The 23,217-nt window shown below is 67.4% G+C and carries 21 protein-coding genes; 9 read left to right on the top strand and 12 right to left on the bottom strand.

The features are described 5' to 3' along the window. Window positions 1–176 precede the first annotated feature (176 nt). The 4 genes from ACWGID_RS05040 to ACWGID_RS05055 all read right to left on the bottom strand — a co-directional run bounded on the left by ACWGID_RS05040 (window position 177) and on the right by ACWGID_RS05055 (window position 3,903). A complete protein-coding gene (locus tag ACWGID_RS05040; RefSeq protein ID WP_452194542.1) occupies window positions 177–944 on the bottom strand; it encodes a phytanoyl-CoA dioxygenase family protein in 768 nt (255 codons plus the stop codon). Window positions 945–1,041: 97 nt separating this feature from the next. After that, window positions 1,042–1,896: a hypothetical protein gene (locus ACWGID_RS05045; protein WP_452194544.1), complete on the bottom strand. Its 855-nt coding sequence runs from the start codon at window positions 1,894–1,896 to the stop codon at window positions 1,042–1,044. A 65-nt stretch (window positions 1,897–1,961) separates the two neighbouring features. Beyond that, window positions 1,962–2,210 carry a hypothetical protein gene (locus ACWGID_RS05050; RefSeq protein WP_452194546.1) on the bottom strand — a complete coding sequence of 83 codons (249 nt, stop codon included), beginning with the start codon at window positions 2,208–2,210 and terminating at the stop codon, window positions 1,962–1,964. 13 nt (window positions 2,211–2,223) lie between these two features. Continuing rightward, on the bottom strand, window positions 2,224–3,903 hold the full coding sequence (locus ACWGID_RS05055) for a sodium:solute symporter family protein (protein ID WP_452194548.1): 1,680 nt from the start codon (window positions 3,901–3,903) through the stop codon (window positions 2,224–2,226). 166 nt (window positions 3,904–4,069) lie between these two features. On the opposite strand from ACWGID_RS05055, the gene ACWGID_RS05060 reads away from it, so the two are divergent. Genes ACWGID_RS05060 through ACWGID_RS05070 form a run of 3 tightly spaced genes read left to right on the top strand, consistent with a single transcriptional unit; the run spans window position 4,070 to window position 6,325 of the window. Continuing rightward, window positions 4,070–4,555: a hypothetical protein gene (locus ACWGID_RS05060; protein WP_452194550.1), complete on the top strand. Its 486-nt coding sequence runs from the start codon at window positions 4,070–4,072 to the stop codon at window positions 4,553–4,555. Continuing rightward, complete coding sequence (locus tag ACWGID_RS05065; RefSeq protein ID WP_452194552.1) at window positions 4,552–5,691, top strand: sensor histidine kinase; 1,140 nt, start codon at window positions 4,552–4,554, stop codon at window positions 5,689–5,691. The genes ACWGID_RS05060 and ACWGID_RS05065 overlap by 4 nt, the downstream gene beginning before the upstream one ends. Beyond that, complete coding sequence (locus ACWGID_RS05070) at window positions 5,684–6,325, top strand: response regulator (protein ID WP_452194554.1); 642 nt, start codon at window positions 5,684–5,686, stop codon at window positions 6,323–6,325. The genes ACWGID_RS05065 and ACWGID_RS05070 overlap by 8 nt, the downstream gene beginning before the upstream one ends. Here ACWGID_RS05070 and ACWGID_RS05075 read toward each other — a convergent pair. Next, window positions 6,314–7,315 (bottom strand): endonuclease/exonuclease/phosphatase family protein, encoded by a 1,002-nt coding sequence (locus tag ACWGID_RS05075; RefSeq protein ID WP_452194556.1) that lies wholly within the window; start codon window positions 7,313–7,315, stop codon window positions 6,314–6,316. The two genes, ACWGID_RS05070 and ACWGID_RS05075, sit on opposite strands and share 12 nt — an antisense overlap. Before the next feature lie 179 nt (window positions 7,316–7,494). Here ACWGID_RS05075 and ACWGID_RS05080 point away from each other — a divergent pair, with 179 nt between their 5' ends. Beyond that, window positions 7,495–8,109: a hypothetical protein gene (locus ACWGID_RS05080; RefSeq protein WP_452194557.1), complete on the top strand. Its 615-nt coding sequence runs from the start codon at window positions 7,495–7,497 to the stop codon at window positions 8,107–8,109. 21 nt (window positions 8,110–8,130) lie between these two features. After that, window positions 8,131–8,571: a carboxymuconolactone decarboxylase family protein gene (locus ACWGID_RS05085; protein ID WP_452194559.1), complete on the top strand. Its 441-nt coding sequence runs from the start codon at window positions 8,131–8,133 to the stop codon at window positions 8,569–8,571. A gap of 339 nt (window positions 8,572–8,910) precedes the next feature. Here the strand turns inward: ACWGID_RS05085 and ACWGID_RS05090 are convergent, their stop codons facing one another. From ACWGID_RS05090 to ACWGID_RS05110, 5 genes are all read right to left on the bottom strand, one after another. Beyond that, complete coding sequence (locus ACWGID_RS05090) at window positions 8,911–9,924, bottom strand: ABC transporter substrate-binding protein (protein WP_452194560.1); 1,014 nt, start codon at window positions 9,922–9,924, stop codon at window positions 8,911–8,913. Window positions 9,925–9,950: 26 nt separating this feature from the next. Further along, window positions 9,951–12,233 (bottom strand): glycoside hydrolase family 95 protein, encoded by a 2,283-nt coding sequence (locus tag ACWGID_RS05095; RefSeq protein ID WP_452194562.1) that lies wholly within the window; start codon window positions 12,231–12,233, stop codon window positions 9,951–9,953. Between the two features lie 242 nt (window positions 12,234–12,475). Then, a complete protein-coding gene (locus ACWGID_RS05100) occupies window positions 12,476–14,137 on the bottom strand; it encodes an ABC transporter substrate-binding protein (protein ID WP_452194563.1) in 1,662 nt (553 codons plus the stop codon). A 30-nt stretch (window positions 14,138–14,167) separates the two neighbouring features. Then, on the bottom strand, window positions 14,168–15,118 hold the full coding sequence (locus tag ACWGID_RS05105; RefSeq protein WP_452194564.1) for a carbohydrate ABC transporter permease: 951 nt from the start codon (window positions 15,116–15,118) through the stop codon (window positions 14,168–14,170). Continuing rightward, window positions 15,115–16,116, bottom strand: coding sequence for an ABC transporter permease (locus tag ACWGID_RS05110; protein ID WP_452194565.1), 1,002 nt, complete (start codon window positions 16,114–16,116; stop codon window positions 15,115–15,117). The genes ACWGID_RS05105 and ACWGID_RS05110 overlap by 4 nt, the downstream gene beginning before the upstream one ends. Before the next feature lie 460 nt (window positions 16,117–16,576). Here ACWGID_RS05110 and ACWGID_RS05115 point away from each other — a divergent pair, with 460 nt between their 5' ends. Both ACWGID_RS05115 and ACWGID_RS05120 read left to right on the top strand, forming a co-directional pair. Next, window positions 16,577–17,362 (top strand): GNAT family N-acetyltransferase, encoded by a 786-nt coding sequence (locus ACWGID_RS05115; RefSeq protein WP_452194567.1) that lies wholly within the window; start codon window positions 16,577–16,579, stop codon window positions 17,360–17,362. Between the two features lie 259 nt (window positions 17,363–17,621). Continuing rightward, the gene (locus ACWGID_RS05120; RefSeq protein ID WP_452194568.1) at window positions 17,622–18,899 is read left to right on the top strand and encodes an MFS transporter; all 1,278 of its coding nucleotides are present in this window, start codon (window positions 17,622–17,624) and stop codon (window positions 18,897–18,899) included. Window positions 18,900–18,953: 54 nt separating this feature from the next. On the opposite strand, the gene ACWGID_RS05125 is transcribed toward ACWGID_RS05120, so the two are convergent. Beyond that, window positions 18,954–19,943 carry a TerC/Alx family metal homeostasis membrane protein gene (locus ACWGID_RS05125; protein WP_452194570.1) on the bottom strand — a complete coding sequence of 330 codons (990 nt, stop codon included), beginning with the start codon at window positions 19,941–19,943 and terminating at the stop codon, window positions 18,954–18,956. Window positions 19,944–20,236: 293 nt separating this feature from the next. Beyond that, a complete protein-coding gene (locus ACWGID_RS05130) occupies window positions 20,237–20,806 on the bottom strand; it encodes a DinB family protein (protein ID WP_452194572.1) in 570 nt (189 codons plus the stop codon). A 65-nt stretch (window positions 20,807–20,871) separates the two neighbouring features. Between ACWGID_RS05130 and ACWGID_RS05135 the strand changes: the two genes are divergently transcribed. Continuing rightward, the gene (locus ACWGID_RS05135; protein ID WP_452194574.1) at window positions 20,872–21,420 is read left to right on the top strand and encodes a TetR/AcrR family transcriptional regulator; all 549 of its coding nucleotides are present in this window, start codon (window positions 20,872–20,874) and stop codon (window positions 21,418–21,420) included. Between the two features lie 53 nt (window positions 21,421–21,473). Next, on the top strand, window positions 21,474–22,967 hold the full coding sequence (locus ACWGID_RS05140; RefSeq protein WP_452194576.1) for an MFS transporter: 1,494 nt from the start codon (window positions 21,474–21,476) through the stop codon (window positions 22,965–22,967). The last annotated feature ends 250 nt before the right edge of the window (window positions 22,968–23,217 follow it).

Here is a 23,217-nt window from a genome sequence, read left to right on the forward strand (position 1 = left end):
TCCGCAACCTGCTGTCCCTGCTCGGACTGCTCGGCGTGCTGGGCGGAGGAATCCTCGGGAGCTGATCCCACCGAACCGGGGGGGGCGCCCCCCCCCCCCCCCGGGCGCGCCCCCGGCGGCGCCCCCCGGCCGCGCCCCCCCCCCGAACCGATCCGCCGTGGCGACGGACTCCAGGCTCAAACAGCGCTCCTGCCGGTGGGGTCGACTCCTCGCAGCATCATGCCCTGACCGAGCGACCACTCGTGCGTCTTGACGGTCGGCGGGTCCGACGGGTCGCGGTACTGGATCAGCCAGGTCGTCCGCGGCTCCTCGCTGACGTTCACGCCCGAACCGTGCACGGTCAGGTAGGTGAAGAACAGCACGTCACCGGCCTCGGCCGGCTGCGGGGTCGCCGCGTCGAACGACGGCTCCAGCAGGTGGTACGAGCCCTCCGGGCTGTGCTCGCGCGGCCCGTCCTTGTGGCTGCCCGGGATCACCCGCACGCAGCCCTTCTCCTCCGGCGCGTCGTCGAAGTGGAAGATCGCCGCCCCGACCCGGTGATAGGTGTGCGGGAAGAACGGGTGGTCCTGGTGCAGCGGGAACGGCGAACCGTTCTCCGGCGGCTTCACGAACAGCTTGGTGTGATGCAGCTGGACGTCGTCCACGCCCATCACCGCGGCGGCCACGTCGGTGAACCGCGGGTCCACCAGCAGCTTCGAGAACTCGGCGTCGTAGAACTGCGCGTCGTGCAGGTGCTGCAGTTTCGTCGGCGCCTCGGTCATGTCCCGCGCGGCACCCCAGGTGGGGTCGTCGGAGCGGTTCAGGCGCGCCAGGAGATCGTGGCTGCGCTGCCGGTAGTGCGCCGCTTCTTCCTTGCTGAGCAGGCCTTTCACCAGGACGAAGCCGTCCTCGGCGTACTGCTGCGCGAGCGTCGAGAGCTCGGGCTTGTCAGAGGTGATCGTCATCTCGAAGTTCCTCCTGATCGGGTACTTCGAGCCTACGAACGCCGGCGTCCGGACGGGAGGATCCGACCGGACGCCGATGTTCGTCAAACGGACATGCCTACACCACAGCTGTCCAGTCATGCACCTTCCGACGGCCCTGGTAGTAGCCGATGAAGTCGTCCCAGCCCTCGACCGTGCGCGAGACCTTGTCGTAGACCGCAGACTCGCCGTACGCACCGAATGTCGCGAACTCGATCAGTGCACCGCCGACGAACTTGAGCAGCTCGGACACCGACTCCTTCAACGGCTCCGGCAGTCGCACGTCGAGCAGCGCGACCAGGTCGGCGTCGGTCCTCTCGATGAGCTCGAACGCGCGTGCCTTCTCGGCGTACGACAGCCGGGCGAACGGCGACAGGTGCGGTCCGTTCACCGCGAGCGGGTTCACCTGGGTCGCCATCAGGTTCAGCAGGCCGGCGATCGGGAACGACAGCGGCAGCGCCTCGTCACTGCGCAGGTACGCCGCGAGCGCCTCGTCGAGCGTGTGCAGGCGGACCGGGGGCACGTCGAGACCGGGCAGCTCGATCCGCGAGTTAGCGAGGCCGGTCACCAGGGCGGCCCCGATCGGCTGGGCGATCTCGTCCGGGAACGGCACGAAGTTGTCGAGCGAGTCGATGATCAAGTCGGTCGCACCGGCCTCGATCGCGCCGGGCGTCGAACTCGGCGTGCCCTGGGTCCGCGAGTACGCGTCCGGACCGGGCATCGCGAACACCGTCAGCCCGTTCAACGTGTCCCGCGCGAGGTCCGCGAGGAGCGGCCGGATCAGGTCGACGGCCGGCGGCAGGACCGGGTTGGCCGCCGCGTCGGCGGGGGCGAGCAGACTGCGCGCAAGGAGCCCGCCGCCCCCGGCCGCCGCTCCCAGGATGCCGACCCGAGCCAGGAAGGCCCGTCTGGAGAGGGTTCCCGGCCTGACCATGCGACGTCCTTTGTTGTGGGACCAGTAGGTCTATTGGTCCCACAACGAGGCGTCGGTGGCTGGGGTTACTGCTCCGCCTGCTCGTCCTCGGTGGGTACGGCGATCGGACGCAGGCGGGTCCACGTGACGAACAGGGCGGCGAAGACCAGCATCCCGATGCCGCCCCAGAGGTTGATGTTGATCCCGGCGGCCTTGTCGATCTCGGCCTGCTTCTCGACGATGCCGAGGATCGTCAGCACCAGCCCGTAGATCCCGACCAGGGCCGCGATCACGATCCGGATGTCGAACGCTCCGGCCTTCTTGTTGTCTGCCATGGAGAGCTCCTAGTCAGGCGAAGATGATGTTCAGGACGACGGTCAGCGCCAGCGAGATCCCGGCCAGCAGGACCGGCTTGCGGTACCAGCCGCCGTCGCCGGCGACGGCCACCTCGGTGCGCTGCTCCTTGGGCGTCAGCGACCACACCAGCCCGATCAGCTCGGTATCCCGCTTCGGGATCGTCACCAGACTGACCAGCACGCTCACCACGATGTCGACCACGAACGCGGCCCCGGCGCCGACGAAGCTCGCGCCCTGACCGGGCAGGTTGACGACGCCGTTCTCGGACAGGATGAAGACCGTGATCGCGGTCGCCGTACCGCTGACCAGGCCGATCCAGCCGGCCGTCGCGGTCATCCGCTTCCAGAACATACCGAGGATGAAGGTGGCGAACAGCGGTGCGTTGAAGAACGAGAACAGCTGCTGCAGGTAGTCCATCAGGTTGCTGTAGCCGGAGGCGATCGCCGCGGTGCCGATCGCGATCAGCGTGCCGGCCACGGTCACCCAGCGCCCGGTCCGCAGGTAGAAGTCGTCCGGCCGATCCTTGATGACGTACCGCTCGATGATGTCGTACGACATGACCGTGTTGAACGAGCTCAGGTTGGCCGCCATACCGGCCATGAACGACGCCAGCAGACCGGTGATCGCCAGGCCGAGCATGCCGTTCGGCAGCAAGTCACGCATCAGGAGCAACAATGCGTCGTTGTAGTCGACCTCGCCGCTCCCGTTGGCCTTGAACTGCGCCAGCTCCGGTACGACGACCGCGGCGATGATGCCCGGGATGATCACGATGAACGGGATGAACATCTTCGGGAACGACCCGATGATCGGCGTCCGCCGGGCCGCCGACATGTTCTTCGACGCCATCGCGCGCTGGACCTCGACGAAGTTCGTCGTCCAATAGCCGAACGAGAGCACGAAACCGAGACCGAAGACCAGGCCGATCACCGACAGGAAGCTGTTGTTGAAGCCGCTCAGCGCGTTGCCCGGCCAGGCCGACATCTGCTCGCCGCCGCCCGGCGAGGCAGTCACCTTGTCGACCATGCCCTGCCAGCCGCCGACCTTGTGCAGGCCGACCAGGGTCAGCGGCAGCAGCGCGGCGACGATCACGAAGAACTGCAGCACCTCGTTGTAGATGGCCGCGGACAGACCGCCGAGTGTGATGTAGCTGAGCACGATGGCCGCGGCGACGATCACCGACACCCAGATCGGCCACCCGAGCAGCACATTCACGATGGTGGCCAGCAGGAACAGGTTCACGCCGGCGATCAGCACCTGGGCGAGGGCGAAGCTGACCGCGTTCACCAGGTGCGCGGGCTTCCCGAACCGGCGCAGCATGAACTCCGGCACGCTGCGGACCTTGGAGCCGTAGTAGAACGGCATCATCACGACGCCGAGGAACAGCATCGCCGGGATCGCGCCGATCCAGAAGTAGTGCACGGTCGGCATGCCGTACTGCGCCCCGTTCGCCGACATGCCCATGATCTCGATCGCGCCCAGGTTGGCCGAGATGAACGCCAGGCCGGTGACCCAGGCCGGCAGCGACCGGCCGGACAGGAAGAAGTCCAGGCTGCTCGAGACCGCGCGTCTGGCCAGGTACCCGATGCCGAGGACGAAGACGAAGTACAGGGCGATGATGACGTAGTCGATCGCCGTGGCATCCAGTCTGAGGATGGATTCTTGCGGAAGCATGCGCCCTCCGGATCGCCTGATCATTATGACAGATCGTGTTGTTACCGGTCAGGAAGGTTACTCCCTCTTTCAACCATCTGAGCGGCGACCCGGCGAACCGTCTCCACCTGGATCTCCACCCGTGGTCGGTCCTCACCGAGGGTGCGCCGGACCTACCGTCCGTGACATGAGCTTCGGAACCGTGCCCAACGCAGTCGTCGTGATCGCCGTCGTGGTCGTCGTCCTCGCCCGGCGGCTGTCCTGGTCCGAGCTGGAGAACTCCGACACCGACGTCTGGCGCGGTCCGGTCGTGCTGATCGGAGTCGGGGTCTACCAGCTGTACGACCGGCACACCGGCCTCGGCGTGGTCGACGTCGTCCTGCTGGTGATCGGCGCCGCGATCGCCCTGGTCGCCGGGGTCGCCTCCGGACGGGTCGCTCAGGTCGAGCGGCGCGCCGGGAAGGTCTTCTTCCGGCTCGGGATGCCCGGACTCGGCATCATGGTGGCCTACCTGGTCATCCGGCTCGGACTGGCCGGCGTCGGCCACCTGCTCGGGGCATCGGTCTCCGGAGGCGGCGCACTGCTGGTCTCGATGGGTGCGAACCTGTTGACGCAGTCACTGATCATCCAGGGCAAGGCGCACCGCGACGCAGAGGAGTACAGCACCCAGTGAGCCTGCTGACGAAGCTGGCGGCGGTCCTCCCCTCCCGGCCCCACGGAGAGAGCGGCTGGGTCGGCCGGGTGCTGACAGGTGGAGTGGCGGTCGCAGTCCTGGCGACAGCGCGTCCCGCTGACGCCTGGGTGTGGGTGGTGCTGTGCACCGGGTTCGTCGTCTTCGCCATCGGGTCGGTGCTGATGGCAGAGCGCCCGTACCTCTCGCTGGTGCTGCTGACGACTGTCGCGACCGGTAGCGCGTTGATCGCTGGGTACCCGCAGTCGAACGCGCTGGTGCTGGTGCTGGTCGCGATCACCGACATCGCTGTCCTGGAGTTCCGCCGGCACGGCAATCGGCCGATCATCGCGGCCGGTGTGTGCGTGGCAGCCGCTTATGCGGTGTCGGCCTGGCTGTTCGACCAGTCCGACACCTGGTACTTCACCCAGCTGTTGTGGACCGCAGTACTGGTCGCATTCGGGTTGAACCGGCGGCAGTACGAGGTACAGGCGCGGCAGACAGAGCAGTTGCTGGAGCAAACCAGACTGGCGCAGAGCGAGCACACCCGCGCCGCCGCGCTGGAGGAGCGTGGGCGGATCGCACGGGACCTCCACGACGTACTGGCACACTCGCTGGGCGCACTGAGCGTTCAGCTCGAAGTAGCCGAGGCGCTACTGGAGGAGCGTGGTGACACGGCCGGTGCGCTCGAGCGGGTACGTCGGTCGCGCAGACTCGCCGTACAGGGCCTGGCAGAGTCGCGGAACGCCGTCGCCGCGCTACGGGCAGATGTGGCGCCGGCCCTGCCCGAGGCGATCGCTGCGCTCGCGGAGCAGCACGAGAAGGACCACAGCACGCCTGTTCGGCTCACAGTCACCGGTCCGGTTGTGAAGCTCGAGTCCGGTGTCACGGTCGCTGTGCTCGGTGCAGTGCGCGAGGCGCTGACCAATGCGGCCAAGCACGCGCCCGGTCAGGCAGTGGAGATGCAGTTGACGTACCAGAACGGCGTACGGGCGTCGGTCCGGAACAAGGGTGCGACTGACGGGGAAGGGTTCGGGCTGGCCGGGATGCGGGAGCGGCTGGCCCTTGTCGACGGGACGTTGACGGCGGGACCGGACGGCGACGACTGGTTCGTGGTGGCGGAGGTGCGAGATGTCTGACCCGATTCGGGTGATCGTGGCGGACGACCAGCAGGTGGTCCGCGAAGGGCTGGTCGCGCTGCTCGAGCTGATCGACGGCGTCCAGGTCGGCGGCGCGGCCGCGAACGGTGTCGAGGCCGTCGACCTGGTTGCCCGGGGCAACGTGGACGTCGTGTTGATGGACCTGCGGATGCCGGTCCTCGACGGAATCCAGGCGACCGCGAAGATCACCGCCGACTTCCCCGACGTCGCGGTGCTGGTGCTGACGACGTACGCCGACGACGCGTCGATCGCGAACGCGCTCCGCGCCGGGGCGCGCGGTTACCTCACCAAGGACGCCGGCCGCGCCGAGATCGGCGCCGCGCTGCGGTCCACCGCGGCCGGGCAGTCCACGTTCGATCCCGAGGTGTCCAAACGGCTGGTGGCCGGCCTGACGACACCCGAACAGGAGACCGCCGGCCTGACCGCCCGGGAGACCGAGGTACTGCGCTTGATCGCGCGCGGACTGAGCAACCAGGAGATCGCCGAGCAGCTGTTCATCGGCGAGGCGACCGTGAAGACGCACATCAACAACACGTTCGCGAAGATCGGCGCCCGGCACCGCGCGGAAGCGGTCCGGTACGCGTACCGCAAGGGGATCGCGTCAGATACGTAGCTCGGCGACGACCGGGCGGTGATCGCTCCCGGTCGGGCTCATCACCCAGGCCTTCGTCGGAGTGACGCCACGCACCAGGATGTGGTCGATCCGCGCCATCGGGAACTTCGACGGCCAGGTGAACCCGAACCCGGTACCGGCCGCGCCCTGCGCCGACCGGAGACCGGCGGTCAACGGGGCGAGACTGCGGTCGTTCGCCGTACCGTTGAAGTCGCCCATCACGATCACGCCGGCCAGCTTCTCGCTCGCGATCTGCCGGCCGAGCGCCTTGATCGTGTCGTTGCGCTGATCCGACGTGAACCCGCTGGTGCCGACCCGAACCGAGGCGAGATGCGCGACGTACACGGCCACCTTGCCTTCCGGCGTGCTGACCTCGGCACGCAGCGCCCGCGTCCACTTGAAGCCGACGTCGACGGACTTGGTCTCCACCACCGGGTACTTCGACCACAGGGCGACCGTGTCGCGGGACACCTCGTACGGGTACTTCTTCGCGAATGCGGCCTTGTAGACCTTCAGATCCGCTGACGTGAGTTCCTCGAGCGCCATCACGTCCGCATTCGCGGCGAGCAGGTCCTGCGCGGTGGTCTTCGGGGCCGGGTTGGCGGCGTCGACGTTGTGGGTCAGCACCCGCAGGTCGTACGCGCCACCGCCGCCCTTGCCCGGGACCAGCAGGTCGCCGAACATCAGGCTCCAGACCAGCAGCGGAACCAGCAGCGCGACGCCGGCGATCGCGGATCGCCGTACCAGCGCGGCCACTCCGAGCACCGGCACCGCGAGACCGACCCAGGGCAGGAACGTGTCGAGCAGGCTGCCGAGGTTGCCGACCGAGTTCGGAACGTAACGGTGGAACATCAGCGGCAGCGCCGACAGGATCGCCAGCACCGCGATCACCCGCCCACGCCGCCACGCCCCACCCTTCCTACGGCGCCGCGAACCCGTCCGCGACGGCGCGGCTTTACGGGTGGCGACAGCGGTCTGGCGGTCCGGCATGCAGCGATTGTTGCGGACACCCGGCCCGGACCAAAGCCCGTGCCCGGTCAAGTACCGCGATTTCATCCGTACGGACGACCGGCCGGACCGGAATGATGAGGCCGCGGTGATGCGGACGGCGTGATGAGGATGGCGTGAGAGGGCTGGTGCCTGCGGGTGACACCAACCACAATGCGGGTATGGCGTCCGCGCAGATCACCGAACCGTTCGTCGTCAAGAGCCGCGGCCTTGGCACGACGCGGACCGCGCTCGCGCTCGGCACGGTGATCTTCGCGTTGATGGTGGCGCTCACGCTCGGCATCGTGATCGTTCAGACACTGCGCGGCGCGTCGATCCGGGAACCACTCGAAGCGGTCTGGCTGGCGTGGGGCGGTACCCCGCTGATCTTCGCGGTCGGTCTCCCGATCCTGCTCCTGGTCGGGGCGATCACGGCGCTCGAGGAGCGGCGTGAGGACGACAACGACGACGTACTGCTGACCGTCGACGACGACGGGATCTACCTCGGCGGCGAGCAACCACGCACGATCCCCTGGGGCGAGATCCGCGGCGTCTGCCGACTGGAACGCCAGGGCGTGAACGGCGAGGGCGAGGAGACGTGGGAGCCGCGTCTCGTCGTGATGCTGCTCGACGAGGAGGCGCTCCCCCGCAGTACCAAGGCCTGGGGCCCGTCCTGCCCGTGGCCCGGCACGCATGAGGTCCTCGGCCGCACCCTCCCGTACGACGAGCTCGTCACCGCCGTCACGCAGCACGCACCCCACGTCCCCGTCACCAATCGCGGACGGGTCACGGACTGATCGGGGGTTAGCGTCGGGTGCATGACGGCTCCCGACATCAACAGCCCTGAAGAACAGGCCCGGTACCAGCGCGGGCACGAGGTCCTCTCCAGCATCGACGGCGGCGGCGCGCCGGCCGTCATGGACAGCCTCGCCGACATCGCCCCGGCCCTCGCCCACCACATCGTCGCCTTCGGCTTCGGCGACCTCTACTCACGCCCGGCCCTCGAACCCCAGCAACGCCAACTCATCACCCTCGGCATCCTGGCCGGCCTCGGCGGCTGCGAACGCGAGCTAGAGGTCCACATCCAAACGTCCCTGAACGTCGGCCTGACCCCCGAACAAATCGTCGAAACCTTCATCCACACCGCCGGCTACGCAGGCTTCCCCCGAGCCATCAACGCGATCGCCGTAGCCAAACAAATCTTCACCACCAAAGGCCTACTCCCCCTAACCCCTGACCCCACCGCCGCCGAGTCGTGAGCCAAGGCTGCAATCCACCAACCAAACCCCACGACTCGAAGCCCGCCCCACCAACCACCCACCACGACTCGACAACCAACGACCCCGCTCCCACGGCTGATCCCCGAGACGAGTCCCGCGACCAATGTCCCCGCCGACCGCAGCCTCCTCGAGCGCGTCGCACAAAGGCGGACCGCCAGCACTCACAATGGTTCTTGGTTCCCGCCTGCGCGGTCCTTTCTGAGCGTGGGTGACGACGTGTCGGTCGCCTTGGTGAGTGGCGGGGTCCGCGGTCGAGCCGGCGCCAAGCCAGCAGGCGGCGTACTGCGGGAGTTGGCGCGCGTGACGCTGCGTGCGGTGTTAGCTCTGCGCGGCGAGGAGTTTCTGTAGGTCGTCGAGGACTGCCATGGCGCCGATGGGGCCGAGGCCGAGGAACCAGACTTCGTCGTCCACGCGGGCGGACTTGCCGGACTTGACCGCGGGGAGGGTCTTCCACAGGTTGCCGTTGACAACCTTGTTCTCGTCCGTGGTGTCGGGCTTGCCGTAGCTGGAGTAGAAGATCCAGTCGCCGGTGGCCTGGCCGATGTTCTCCTGGGAGACCTCGACAGCGAGGTCCTGCACGTCCTGGACCTTCGGCCGCGGCAGCCCGATGTCCTTCAGGATCACGCCGATGAAGGAGAGGTTGCCGTACAGCCGGATCTCGCCCGGACGGAACCGGACCAGCGAGATCGTCGGCGATCCCTGGACCTTCGACTTCACCTCGTCGGCGCGCTTCTGGTAGTCGTTCAGCAGCCCGGTGGCCTTGTCTTCCTCACCGACCGAGTCGGCGACCAGCAGGAAGTTCTCCTTCCACGGGAACCCGGGCCGGATGCTGAACACCGTCGGCGCGATCGCGCTGAGCTTGTCGTACAGGTCGTTGGCGCGCAGCTTGCTGCCGAGGATCAGGTCCGGCTTCAGCGCGGCGATCGCCTCGAGGTTCAGCTGGCTGATCCCACCGACGGTCTTGATCCCCTGCGCCTTGTCCGCGAGGTACGACGGTACGCCGCTCTGTCCCGCGGTCGTCGCCATCCCGACCGGCGTGATCCCGAGCGCGAGCACGTCGTCCAGCTCGCCGCTGTCCAGCACGACCACCCGCGAGGGCTTCTTCTCCAGCTTGGTCTCGCCGAGGGCGTGCGTCACCGTCCGCGGGAACGCGCCCGCCGCGGCGTCCGAGCCGAGTTTGGCGGTCGCCGTGTCGGCGGTGGAGAACAGCCGCCCGCCGGTCGCGACCTCCTTGTCCCCCACCCCGGTGTCCGCGTTCTTGGCGTCTCCGCCACCACACCCGGCCAGCACCAGTACGGCGGCCGACACGACGATCCCGATCAGCTTCTTCACGGAGGTTGACCCTACAACAACTTTGGTTAGGCAGTCCTAACCAGGTCCACCTGCTGATCGGCCGCCAACTCGACGGCCCGCTCTCCCGAGGGCAGCGCGATCCGATACGTTCCTGCGACCGACGCCCGTACGACGGCCTCGGTGAGCACACCGTCACGCCAGGAGACGTCGAACACCAGCCCGCCACGGGCCCGCAACCCGCGGAACGCCCCGTCCGGCCACTCGGCCGGCAGCGCGGGCAGCACCCGGATCACGTCGGTGTGGCTCTGCAGCAGCAGCTCCGGGATGCACCCGGTGATCCCGAAGTTCGCGTCGATTTGGAAGATGTCACCGTCGCGCGACATCAGGTTGTCCGATACCAACCGGCTCAGATAGTCCTGGATCACCGCGACCGCGCGAGCAGGCTCGAAGAGCCGCGCCCACAGCGCCACCAACCACGCGGCCGTCCAACCACCGTTCACAGCACCATCGGTCCGCGTCTCCAACGAGGTACGGGCGGCCGCGGCCCACTCCGGCGTACGCAACGGATCGATCTCCGCACCGGGATACAGGCCGTACAGATGCGACTGGTGACGATGATGGATCTCGGAAGGCTCCCAGTCCGTCGGCCACTCGTGCAGCCGCCCGTCCGGAGTCACCTGCACCTGAGGCAGCCGCTCCCGCGCCGCCGCCGCGCGTTCTGCCAGCGACGACGAGAGCCCCAGTACGCGTTCCGCCTCGGCCAGGTTCGCGAAGAGCTCGCGGATCAGCCAGATGTCGTACGTCGACGTGAGATCGACGGATGCCTTCTCGCCGGAGGGCAACACGAAATGATGCTCCGGAGCGGTCGACGGAATGAACTGCAGCACGCCATCGTCGTCCTCCACCAGCATTGCCAGCACGAACTCCGCCGCGCCGGCGATCACCGGATAGGCCCGCTCCCGCAGAAAGTCCGCATCCAGCGTGAATCGGTAATGCTCCATCAGGTGCGCCGTCAGCCACACCCCACACGTCGCACACATCGCCCAGACCGGATCGTCCCCACCCTCACCGACGGGCCACGTCGCGCGCCAAATGTCGGAGTTGTGGTGCGAGACCCAGCCCGGCGCGTCGTACAGGATCCGCGCCGTCTCGGCGCCCGACTCGGCCAGACCCTCGAGCAGATCGGTCAGCGGGTCGAAGCACTCGCTCAGCCCAGTGAGGTCGGCGAGCCAGTAGTTCATCTGGGTGTTGATGTTGTTGGTCCAGTCGCTGGCCCACATCGGCCGGCGGTCCTGGTTCCAGATGCCCTGCAGATTGGCCGCCTGCGTCCCCGGGCGGGAGGACGCGATCAACAGGTAGCGACCGAGGTTGAACGCCAGCGCGACGAGATCCGGATCGTTGCCACCGGCAGCGACCGCCTTGATCCGCTCGCCGGTCGGCAGATCCACGGGTACGCCGAGTTCCAGCGCGGCCAGCCCGTACAGCGCGGCGTGGTCCTCGACGTGCCGCTCCCGAAGCCTGTCCACGGCAACCGCATCCAGGATCGCGACCGCCTCGCCGAGCGCCACCAACGGTTCCCGGCCGGGCGGCACGGACCACCCGGCGAAGGTGCTCGCCGCCGCCAGCGTCACGGTGACCCGCGAAGCCCCGCGGACCGCGACACCGGCGGCGGACGTCGTGACCGACCCGCCGTCGGAGAACGCTCGGAGCGCGACACCGAAGCCGATGCCACGCCCCTGCTCGTACCGGATCGGGTCCGGGCTGTCCCGGTACTCGATCGTCAGGTCGGACGGCGCGTGCCCGACGACACCATAGGTGCCATCGGCAACTTCCACACGCACCGGATGCTGACTCTCCAGCCCGAGATCGAGGTCGATCGCCCCGGGCCGGTCGGAGGTGATCGTCCAGACCAGCACCTGGTCCGGCGCGGACACGAAGGTCTCGCGCCGGAACAGGGTGCCGTCCACTGTGTATTCCACACCGGCGATACCGGTCGTGAGATCCAGCCCGCGACGGTAATCAGTCGCCGTACCCACCGACCGGATCACCAGATCGGCCAGCGGCTGGTACGACTCGACCAGCGGCCCCTGTAACGCCCGGGTCCGCTCGGTCGCCGCGAGCTGATCCCGGTCCGCCAGCAGCAACCGGCGTACGTCGGCCAGCACCGCCGGACCGTCCGTGACGGTCAGCTGCCGTGGACCGTCTCCCGACCAGACGTCGTCGAGGTTGAGCGCGATCCGCTCGTCGGCGACCCGGCCGTACACCTTGGCGCCGAGGTGCCCGTTGCCCAGCGGCAACGCCTCGAACCAGTCCGGTGCGGGAGTGCGGAACCACAGTTCGTCGGTCATGGGGCCTCCCGGCCTGGACCGAGGAGCGGAGGGAGCCCGGTCGCGGGGTCCCCGGTCTGGACTGAGGAGCGCAGGGAGCGCAGCGACCGGAGCGACGAGGGAAGACCGGGAACCAGACCCCGCGACCTGCCGCGCGCCAGCGCGGCATCCAACGCAGCGACCGGAGCGACGAGGGAAGGCCGGGAGTTACAGCCCCATGACCCGCCGCGCCGGAGGCGTGGCATCGGTACAGACATGGAGAGTTACTTGCTCCCGCTCTTGTACTTGTCGTAGGCCTGCTGGTTGATCTCCAGGTACCGCGGCATCCCGGTGCTCTCCAGACCCTTCACGTACGCGTCCCAGTCGGTGTCGATGTTCTTCGACCCGGTGATGAACGCCAGCTGGTTCTGGTTCACGTAGTTGCTCAGGTTGGTCTGCAGCGTCGCGAGCTCACCGCTCAGGCTCGGGTCCGGCCAGACCGACGTACCCGGAAACCACTGCGCCTTGTCCTCGTGACCCTCGTACTGCTTGGTGGCCTCGAACAGCCGCCGCTCCAGTCCGGCGCCGGTGTAGATGTCCTTCGGCACGACCTGCGCGTTCCGGTAGGCCAGCGTGTTGTTGTACTGGCCGAGGGCGCCCCAGCTGATGTTCTTCGGCGCGTCCTGCTTCGGCTTGTACATCGCCTTGGTGTTCGCGTCGAGCGCGATGTCACCGGCGGCGGGCTTGGTCCAGCCAACGTTCTCCGGACCCATGTTCGAGATCATCTGGCCCTCGTCGCTGAAGATCCAGTCCAGCATCTTGATCGCCGCGACCTGGGCCTCCTTGCTGGCCTTGTTCGTCAGCATGAACGTGTATCCGGTGGAGGTCGGGTGGTTGTAGCCGGTGTAGCTCTTACCTTCCGGACCGGTCAGCGGCGGTACGGCGTCGTACTGCTTGTCGCGCCCGTCCTTCGAGTCCAGCTGCACGAAGATGCCCGGCCACAGCACCGGCACCGAGCCCAGTACGACGGCCTTCGGGTTGTTGCCCTGGGCCTGCAGCGCCTGCGCGTTCTGGGTGAACGCGGCCTGGTCGATCAGCCCGTCCTTGTACAGCCCGTGGATGTACTTCAGGCCTTCCTTCCACTGGTCCGAGGTGACCGGCGTGACGACCTTGTCGCTGTTCAGCGTGATCAGCGACCGGACGCCGTTGTTCGCACCGACCGGGTCGTAGGCGAACGCGTTCATCAGGTACGCGATCAGGCTGCTGTCCTGGACGTCGGTGGTCATCGGGATCTCGTCGGCCTTGCCGTTCCCGTTCGGGTCCTTGGTCTTGAACGCCTCGAGGACCTTACGCAGGTCGTCGGTGGTCTTCGGCACCTGCAGACCGAGCTTCTTCAGCCAGGTGCTGTTGATCCACAGCTTGTCCGGGTAGGTGCAGTGGAAGCAGTCCGCCCACTGCGGCAGCGCGTAGATGTGACCGTCGGGCGCGGTCGACATCTCCTTGTACTCCTTGTTGGAGTCCAGCGCCTTCTGGATGTTCGGCGCGTTCTCCTTGATCAGGTCCTCGAGCGGCACCGCGACGCCCTGCTGACCGAGCTTCAGCACCTCCGCCTGGGTGAACGCGTCGACCCACGGGATCAGGAAGAACAGGTCCGGGTAGTCGCCACTGGCCAGCGAGATCTGCCGCTTCTCCTTGGCCGGACCGGCGTCGTACGTCGTGGTCTGCCAGCGGAACTGGATCTTGAACTTGTCGCTGATGATCTTGGTCACCTGGTTGGTGTCCATGTTGGTGCTCTGGTCGGACGGTGTGAAGGTGTCGATGACGACCTTCCCGTCGGCCGACGTCTCGTTCGCCGCACCCTTGGACCCTTTGTCCGAGCTGCAGGCGGCCAGGGCCAGGGCGCCGGCGGCTGCCAGCGCGACGACCTTGCTCACGGATGAGCGCATTGCGGTGTTCCTCTCTGAAATGGGCTGCGTTCAGCCCTTGACCGCGCCGACCATCACGCCCTTGGTGAAGTGGCGGGCGACGAACGGGTAGATGACCAGTACGGGCAGGCTCGAGATCACGATCAGCGCGTACTTGAGGACGTTGGCCAGCTGTTGCTGTTCGAGCTGCTGCGCCAGGCTCGTCGTGGTGGTGGACCCGGTAAGGGTGTTCAGGATCAGTACGTTCCGCAGCACGATCTGCAGCGGGTACAGACCCGGGTCCTTGAGGTAGATGAGGGCGTCGAAGTAGCTGTTCCACTGGAAGATCGCGTACATCAGCGCGATCACGGCGATCACCGGCTTGGACAGCGGCAGCACGATCGACCACAGGAACCGCAGGTCGCCGGCGCCGTCGATGGTCGCGGCCTCGTAGAGCTCGTCCGGGATCGTCGAGCGGAAGAACGTCCGCGCGATGATCACCTGCCAGACCCCGATCGCGCTCGGGATCACCATCGCCCAGCGGGTGTTCAGCATCCCGAGGTCCTGGACCACCAGATACGTCGGGATCAGACCGCCGGAGAACAGCATCGTGAAGATCAGCACGCTCATGATCACGTTCCGGCCGAAGAACGTCCGGCGCGACAGCGGGTACGCGATCGCGATCGTCAGCGTGACGCTGATCAGGGTCCCGCCGATCGCGTAGATGAACGAGTTCAGGTAGCCCTTCATGATCAACGGATCGCTGAAGGCCTCTTTGTACGCGCGGATACTCGGCTCGATCGGCCAGAGCAGCACGCGGCCGGCGCTCACCGCCGACGGGCTGCTGAACGAGTTCGCGACGATGTAGATCAGCGGTACGGCGACCACGATCAGCGCCAGCCAGAGCATGATCTTCACGCCGACGAGGAAGATCTTGTCCGCGCGCGTCTCCTCGATCGTCGTGCGCTGCGATTCGTGCTTGCGCGCCGCCGTACGCCGGAATCCTTGCAGTGTCACGCTCATGACCAGAGTCCGTTTCCGGTGATGCGCTTGGCGGCGAAGTTCACGCCGAGCAGCAGGAAGAGGTTGATCACCGAGTTGAAGAGCCCGATGGCGGTCGCCATGCTGAAGTCGGCGTTCAGCAGACCGGTCTTGTAGACGTAGGTCGCGATGATCTCCGACTGTGCGGTGTTCAGCGGGTTCTGCAGCAGGAACGCCTTCTCGAAGCCGATCGACATGATGTTGCCGACGCCGAGCACCAGGATGATCACCGCGGTCGGCATGATCCCGGGCAGGTCGACGTGCCGGATCCGCTGCAGCCGGCTGGCGCCGTCGATCCGCGCCGACTCGTGCAGCGCCGGGTCGATCCCGGCGAGCGCGGCCAGGTAGATCACCGCGGAGTACCCGGTGGTCTGCCAGACGTCCGACCAGACGTAGATGTGCCGGAAGTAGTCCGGCCGGCCGAGGAAGTCGATCTGCGGTACGCCGAACAGGCCGATCGCGTCGTTCACGAACCCGAGCCGCGGCGACAGCACCAGGATGGTCATCGACACCACCACGACGGTGGAGATGAAGTACGGCGCGTACGTCACCAGCTGCACGAGCTTCTTGAACCGCCCGTTGCGGATCTCGTTCAGCGCGATCGCCAGGATGATCGGGATCGGGAAGCTCGCCAGGACGGTGTAGACCGACAACAGGAAGGTGTTCTTCACCAGGGTCCAGAACACCGGGTTGGCGAAGAACAGCTCGAAGTTGCGGAAGCCGACCCAGTCACTGCCCCACGGGCCCTTGACCGGGCTGTAGTTCTTGAACGCGATCACCGCGTTCGCGATCGGGATGTACTTGAAGATCACGAAGTACGCGAGCGGTACGACGACCAGCAGGTACAGCTGCCAGTGCCGTCGCAGACTGCGCCGGGCCTGGGTCCGGCGACTCGTTCGCGGTGGTCTCCGGACGGCCCCGTCCGCCGCCCGCGGCGCCGGTGCCGACGGCGCCGGTTTCACCTCGAAGGTTGCGCTCACTCCGCATCCTTTCCCTCACGCGCTGGAGTGGAACCGATATCCGATAGGATCTCGGGTTTCGCTATCCCGGAGAATGACACAGATCCCAGGACAGCGGAAGACTTACCGCGCCGGTCGATACCGGACGGTGACCGAGACGCCCAGATCCCTTGCAGACAAGGGCTTTCCGGCGTTGCCCCCAGCAACTACCGGATCCCCGAACGCCGAATGATCCGGTGGCTGACCACCGGATCCGGGCATACCTCGACCTAGCCCGGAGTCGCTCTGAGCCACCGACACCGGACCGATCCACAATTTATTTCTGCCGTTAACTATATGGCAGTCAACCCGCCCACAACGCCTTATGTCAAGACCTGATCTCGGCCAGCTGCGCCCGGGCGTCGTCCTCGTGCGGTCGTCCCGGGACGAACCGCGTGACCGCCCACGAACGCGCCATCGTGTCAGCTTGGGATAGTGAGGCATGGGGCTTGTGGTGCGGGATGGGCGGGTGGTTGTTGGTGGGGTTGAGGTTGGGTGGACCGGGATGCGGTGGTGGGACGAGGCGGACGGCACTCGGCTGTATCTACTGACGGGCGGTGTCGCGCCGGAGTATCAGGGGCGCGGACATGGGCGGCGGATCCTGGCGTGGCAGGAGGAGCAGGCTCGCGAGCATGCGTCCGGATACCCGGGTACGCCGATGTTCGGGACCAACCCCGTCTCGGACCGGGACGTGGCGCTCGTGCTGGCGGCCGGTTATCGGGTGGCGTTCACTCGAGTGCGTATGACGATGGCGTTGGGCGACTCACCGGTGCCCGGATTACCCGCGGGGGTCGAGTTGCGGCCGGCGTCGGCGGCGGATCATCGGGCGGTGTTCGCGGCGAACGCGGAGGTGTTCGGCGGTAGTTCGCTCGGGTATGTGCAGGACTCGTTCGAGGAGTTCGAGCGGGATGCGGCCGACGACTTTCCGGACCACGGTCTGTGGTCGCTCGCCTGGGACCGGGACCGGCTGGCCGGTTGGGTGGTCAGCGGCCGGGACGACACTCCGTGGGTCGGCGTGCGGGCGGACTGGCGGCGCCGTGGGCTGGCGTCGGCGCTGCTGCGCGTCAACCACGCCGCGTTGTGGAGGTCCGGCGTACGGCGGGCATCGTTGTGGACCGTGCTGGAGAACCCGACCGGGAGCGTGGCGCTGTACGAGAGCGTTGGGTACCGGATTGTCGAGCGGCAGTCGCGGTACCGGAAGCCTGTCCGGGGTCAGGGAGGAACCTGACCCGACCATCACGGGGGAACGGCCGGGCCAGGCACTCTCGATACTACCCCTGATCAGCAAGGACAGGTGTGTAATTCGGAGGCAGACGCGCCGGGTACTCGCCTACTCTGAGCGCCATGCGAACTCGCTCCTGAACGCGCACCCCGCGGCACCGGCACTGTCCGGCCCCGGCGCGTGCGCCACGTCAAGCGTTTGACCGCGCTCATACACCCCGGTCGCGCTTCGTCCTGCCCGCACACGCTTTCGGGAGCACCCCACAATGCCTGCCCTTCGGTCCGCCGACCCTGTCCGGACGTACTACGTCTACAACGCCGCCTGGTCGTTCCTCTTCGCCCTGTCCTTCACCCTCAGCGCGGTGTACTACGTCCGCGACGCCGGGCTGAACCCACTCCAGATGGTCCTGGTCGGGACCACCCTGGAGCTCGCCTGCTTCCTGTTCGAGATCCCGACCGGGATCGTCGCCGACCTGTACAGCCGCCGGCTCTCGATCGTGATCGGTTTCGTACTGATCGGTGCCGGATTCCTGCTCCAGGGGCTGGTGCCGGCGTTCGTGGCGATCCTCGCCGCCCAGGTGCTGTGGGGAATCGGCTACACGTTCACCTCCGGCGCCGACCAGGCCTGGATCACCGACGAGATCGGCACCGAGCGGGCCGGCCGGGTGTTCGTCCGGGCGCAGCAGTTCGAGCTCGGCGGGACGATCGCCGGTACGGTCACGGCCGGCGCTCTCGGGCTGATCAGCCTCCCGCTACCGATGGAGCTGTCGGGCGCCGGCATGATCCTGCTCGCGCTGCTGCTCGCGGTGTTCATGCGCGAGCAGAACTTCCACCGCACGCCACGCGAGGAGCGCGAGACGTTCCGGCACCTCGCGGACACGTTCAAGAGCGGCCTCGACGCGGCCCGCCGGCGTCCCGTCGTACGCACGCTGGTGATCATCAGCCTGATCGCCGGCCTGTCGAGTGAGGCGTTCGACCGGTTGTGGTCGGTGAAGATCCTGACCTTCACCTTCCCGACCGTGTTCGGTACGTCGGACCCGGCGTTCTGGTTCACCGTCCTCGCGCTGGCCGGCACCGTCCTCTCGCTGGCCACGTCGGTCGCGCTCAACCGGTTCTCCCCCGAGCGCCTGCAGGCGACCCATCCGACCGGAATCCTCGCGACGCTCGCGCTTCTGCAGGTGATCGGTGTGATCACGTTCGCCCTGGTCGGCAACCTCTGGCTCGCACTGGCCGCGATGTGGATACGGACGATCGGCGACACGCTCGCGCACCCGATCCAGTCCGCCTGGCTGAACCGGCACGTCGACTCCCGCTGGCGGGCGACGGTGATCTCGATGGTGTCCCAGGCGAACGCGATCGGTCAGGTCGCCGGCGGCCCACCGCTGGGCGCCCTCGGCCGCACGTCGCTCCGCGGCGCCCTGCTCGCGTCCGGCCTGATCCTGACCCCGATCCCCGCACTGTTCCTGCGCCTCACGTCCGCGCGAGCGGCGAAGGCGGACCGCCAACACTCACCAACCGCGTCCAGCGTCGACTCGACCGACTAGCCGCAGCGTCAGCCGCGGCGGTTCGGCAGGGTTGGTGAGTGGCGCAGGTCCGGGTCAGTCCTCGACGTTGATCCGGACCTCGGCGCGGCGGTTGTCGTACGACGACTTGATCAGGCTGGCGACCGTGGTGACGAACAGCGTGCCGACGATGAAGCCGAGCGAGGTCAGGATCCCGATGTGCGGCAAATGGATCGCGCCGATGTCGTCGATGTGCGAGCCGTGCAGCGCCTCGATGATCAGCTTCACACCGATGAAGGCGAGGATCACCGACAGGCCGACGTTCAGGTAGACGATCCGCTCCAGCAGGCCGCCGATCAGGAAGTACAGCTGCCGCAGCCCCATCAGCGCGAACGCGTTCGCGGTCAGCACGATGTAGGCGTCCTGGGTGAGCCCGAAGATCGCCGGGATCGAGTCGAGCGCGAAGATCACGTTCGCCATCCCGATCGCGGAGATGACGATCACCAGCGGCGTCAGCAGCCGCTTGCCGTTGTCGCCGCGCGTCGTCAGGTTGGCGCCGTCGTAGTCGTGCGAGATCGGCAGCACCTTGCGGAGCCCGCGCAGTACGGCGTTCTCCTGGAAGTCGGCGTCGTCGTTCTCGCCCTCGAGCGCCAGCCGGATCGCGGTGTACACCAGGAACGCACCGAAGATGTAGAACACCCAGCTCGCCGCGGAGATCGCCGCCGCGCCGGCCAGGATGAAGATCGCCCGGAGCAGCATCGAGACCACGATGCCGATGTACAGCACCTTGTCCTGCGCCAGGCTCGGGACCGCGAACCGGGCCATGATGATCACGAAGACGAAGAGGTTGTCGACGCTCAGGCTGTACTCCGTGATGTAGCCGGCGACGAACTCGCTGCCCGACTGTCCCGGGCTGAAGAGGAACAGCCCGAGCGCGAAGAGCCCGGCCAGACCGACGTAGAACAGCACCCAGCGGGTCGCGTCCTTGATCGTCACGGTGTGGTTCCGGCGCGCGATGACGACCAGGTCGAACGCGACGATCGCGAGCAACCCGACGATCGTCAGCACCCAGACAACGGGTGGCATGACTGAAACCATGACGAACCTCCGGACGTCGGCGTACCGCTAGCGTGGTCCGGAGGTCTCTCCCACCCGCTCGGCCGACTCGACCGGAACGGGCCGGCAGCACCGGTTCGGCCGCCCAGGCCTCCCGTGATGACGACACTGCCGTGTCGGACCCGCACCGCGAGGGCGGGGTCCGAGAGGAATACTCCCCTCCTCAAACGCACCAAGTGTATCCGGTGCCGATCGAAACCACCGTTCGGCAGGTCACATCCTGGAGCGTCCATCAGATCGTATACCGCATACTGCCTGCACGGCTAGCCCGCCGCGTGGTCCAGATGGTTGTGGAGATAAAGGTCGCGGAGCAGGCAGATCTCCGCGCCATGATGGACGATCTCGACGTTGCAGTAGAGGATCTTCTTCGCCATCGGCGCGTCGGCGAACGCGGGTGGATACCCCTGCGGTTCGCCGAGTCCCGCCGTACCGAGCCGACGGACGCCGTCGACGAAGGCCGCGTACTCCACGTCGAACTGCCGCAGCGCCTCCCCCGCGGTCCCGGCGTACGGGTAGGTGTCGATGATCGACTCCTCGCCCCCGAAGTACCGCCCATTCGTGGCGGCCAGCCCGCCGATCAGATGCGCGATCCGCCACGCGATCGTCGTGACCGGCTCGGGGTCGTGCGGCGGCTCGGCGTAGTCCATCGTGAAGTCGCCCGATCCGAACGAGATCGGCGCCGAACTCTCGCCGCGCCGGCTGACCGTCCAGCAACCGGGCAACGGCTGCCAGAAGTACTCGTCGTCAGTCAGCCCGTCCAGCCGCGGGCGGAGGCGCTCCCGCCAGTGTGTGTCGAGCTGGTCGGCCACCTCTGCACCCCAGTCCACATCCATGCGCAGACCGTAGTCGCATCGGAGATCATGAGACACTGATGTCTCACATGAGCTATACTTGCCTCATGGCTGTTGATCGAGATCAGGTACTGCGCTCCGCCGCGAGCCTGCTGATGCGCAAGGCGACCGCAACGATGGACGAGGTCGCGCGGGCCGCCGGCATCAGCCGCGCCACGCTGAACAGGCAGTTCGCCGGGCGGGACGCGCTGGTGCGCGCGCTCGAGGAGCTCGGGATCACCGAGTGTGAGACCGCGATCGACAACGCCGCCGTCGACGACGGGCCGGCCACCGACGCGTTCCGCCGCCTGGTGCGCGAGATCGAGCCGGCCGCCGGACTGCTCGCGTTCCTGTACTCCGAGAACCAGCTCTTCGAGGGCGACGAGCAGAACGAGGGCTGGGCCCGGATCGACGCCCGCCTGGTCGGACTGTTCCGCCGCGGCCAGGAAACCGGCGAGTTCCGGATCGACCTCAGCCCCGTCTGGCTGACCGAAGCGCTGTACGGCCTGCTGGTCTCCGGCGCCTGGGCGGTCGTCGAAGGCCGGGTCGCCCGCAACGACTTCACACCGAATATCGCCGAGCTGCTGCTCGGCGGCGCTGTCCGGAGAAACGAATGACGCAACAGATCTCACCCAAGACTTCACCCAAGGACTTACAGGGGGCCGGCACCATGTCGCGGTCGGGGCGCTGGATGGCGCTCTCGGTCCTCGTTCTCGCCGTGCTCCTGGTCGCCGTGGACGCGACCGTGCTCGGCCTGGCAACGCCCTTCCTGACCGAGGATCTGCAGCCGTCGGGCACCCAATTGCTGTGGATCGGCGACGCGTACTCGTTCGTGCTCGCCGGACTGCTCGTGTCGATGGGCAGCCTCGGCGACCGGATCGGCCGTAAGCGCATCCTGCTGATCGGCGCGACGGCGTTCGGCGCACTCTCCGTGCTGAACGCGTACGCCGGTTCGGCGGAGCTGATGATCGTCGCTCGGGCGCTGCTCGGTGTCGCGGGCGCGACGCTGATGCCGGCCACGCTCGCCCTGATCCGCAACCTGTTCGTCGACGCCCGCGAGCGCAGCCTCGCGATCGGTATCTGGGGCGCGGCCGCCTCGGCGGGGATGGCGGTCGGACCGATCGTCGGCGGGGTCCTGCTGGAGCACTTCTGGTGGGGCTCGGTGTTCCTCATCAATCTGCCGGTGATGGCGATCCTGGTGGTCGTCGGCGCCAAACTGCTGCCGGAATCACGCAATCCGAACCCGGGTCCGTGGGACCTGATCAGCGTCGTCCTGTCGATGGCCGGAATGATCGGCGTGGTCTATGCGATCAAGGAATTCGCGGCCCACGGATTTGCCTGGGTATCGCTCGGTTCGGCGCTCGTCGGCGCGCTCGCGTTGTACGGATTTGTCCGGCGGCAGCGCCGACTGCCGATTCCCTTGCTGGATCTCCGGTTGTTCCGGAGTCGCGGATTCAGTAGCGCCGTGCTGGCCGATCTGTTGACCATTCTCGGACTGTCGGGTCTTATTTTCTTCCTGTCGCAGTACCTGCAACTCGTGCGGGATCTCCGGCCGATCGAGGCCGGGCTCGCTGAGCTGCCGGCCGCGATCGGATCGGTGGTCGCCGGGCTGCTCGCGGGTCGGGCCGCACGACGTTTCTCGGTGCGCGCGGTCGTGGCCGGTGGCCTGGCGGCGATCGGGCTGGCGCTCGCCTCGCTGACGACGATCAGTCACTCGACCGGCTATCCCCTGCTGGGTACGGCGTTGCTCGTGGTCGGTGCCGGTGCCGGGTTCTCGTTCACCGTCACGTCCGACGTGATCCTCGCCGCCGTACCGAAGGAGGAGGCCGGCGCTGCGGGAGCGGTGTCCGAGACGGCGTACGAGCTCGGTACGGCGCTCGGTATCGCGCTGCTCGGGTCGATTGTCACCGGCATCTATCGCAACTTCCCGAGTCCGGCGGGGACGCCTACGACCGCGCACGAGTCGCTGGGCGGAGCGGTCGAAGCGGCCGCCCACCTTCCGCCGGACGCCGCGGCCGCTCTGCTCGACGCTGCCCGGCAGTCCTTCGCGAACGGCGTGGCGACTGCCGCCGGCGTCGGCGCCGTCGTCCTGCTGGCCACCGCGGTCGCCGCCTGGTTCCTGCTCCGCGGTCAATCCCTGGGCACCGAACAAGCGACCGACTGAACGATCTCCCCGTGAATCGCAGGCAAAAAGTTCCCGTTTCTTTGCTAGGTGCTGGGAGATAGCGCCGAATCGGAGTACAAAGAACTTCTGTAGGTCTTTGTCCGCCCCTAGGCCTAGGAGGATTTGTCATGGCCGGATTCAACGGCGCAGCATCGTGGTTCTGTTGCGGAAACGCGTGGGGACCTTGTGGGAGCGCGGGCCACGGCGCCTGCGGAACCTGTAACTCGGGAAGTCTCCAGCACGCCTGGCC

The organism is Kribbella sp. NPDC054772 (assembly GCF_053611945.1).